Origin of the sequence: Methylobacterium sp. BTF04 (genome assembly GCF_010692745.1) — a bacterium.
Lineage (GTDB): Bacteria > Pseudomonadota > Alphaproteobacteria > Rhizobiales > Beijerinckiaceae > Methylobacterium.
Window position 1 is genome coordinate 1 of sequence record NZ_JAAHTB010000258.1, and the last position, 504, is coordinate 504.

The 504-nt window shown below is 58.7% G+C and carries 1 tRNA gene; it reads right to left on the reverse strand.

Going from position 1 to position 504, the window contains the following annotated elements:
• Positions 1–267: 267 nt before the first annotated feature.
• Positions 268–343 (reverse strand) — tRNA-Ala (locus G3T14_RS24605).
• Positions 344–504 lie beyond the last annotated feature (161 nt).

The following is a 504-nucleotide window of genomic DNA, read 5'->3' on the forward strand; positions in this document are numbered from 1 at the left end:
GCTGCAAAGCGGCTCCGGTCGAACGACACGGTCAAAAAAACAAAAAGACCGATTTCTTGACCCTTTCAGATCAAAAAATCTTATGCTTGCCGAACATGACCGAACTGGATCAGCTTTCGCTGCCACAACGGCCACATTCCCTCTAAACGATGTCGATTTCGCATCGAGCGGGATTTTGGCCCCTGCTCTCTGCAAACTTGTTTTTCCGGAGTCACACCCTCGCCCGTTTGTCGCCGTCGCGCCGTAAGGCTGCGGGTCATGACAAACTGGTGGAGCTGGACGGGATCGAACCGACGACCTGATGCTTGCAAAGCAACTGCTCTCCCAGCTGAGCTACAGCCCCAAACGATGTGGGATCGGAGCACGGGGAAAACCGAGGCAAAGCCTCGCAAGGCCGACCGGCCGCCCGCGCCGATGCGCGGAAAGCCTAAGGCGACGCACGTCGCCGCCGGCGCCTGAGGCACCCACCAAAATGGTGGGCCTGGGACGACTCGAACGTCCGAC